This window comes from Bradyrhizobium campsiandrae (genome assembly GCF_014529705.1).
Taxonomy (GTDB): domain Bacteria; phylum Pseudomonadota; class Alphaproteobacteria; order Rhizobiales; family Xanthobacteraceae; genus Bradyrhizobium; species Bradyrhizobium campsiandrae.
Genome location: NZ_JAANIH010000384.1, coordinates 1 through 244, shown reverse-complemented (window position 1 = coordinate 244; position 244 = coordinate 1). Strand labels below are relative to the sequence as shown.

The window sequence follows — 244 nt, the reverse complement described above, 5'->3', positions numbered from 1 at the left end:
GGATTCGTCGTCAGCTCGGCAAGCTCGCGGGGCACCAGCTTGGTCAGCTTGAACGGGCCGGTGCCGGAGGGCTGGCTCGCGAACTTGTCCCAATCCTTGCCGAGCTTTTCATATTGCGCCGGGCTCGCCATGAACAAATTGGTGAGGTTGATCGGCAGGAAGCTGTCGGGCTCCTTGGTGGTGAGCTCGACCGTCATGTCGTCGATCTTTTTGGCAGATACGAGCGTGGGCATGCGCGTCGCGG

At 61.5% G+C, this 244-nt stretch carries 1 protein-coding gene; it reads right to left on the bottom strand.

All coding sequences use genetic code 11. From position 1 onward, the window contains the following. On the bottom strand, window positions 1-244 hold a 244-nt coding region (locus tag G8O24_RS43545), incomplete at both ends, for an ABC transporter substrate-binding protein (protein WP_244646467.1).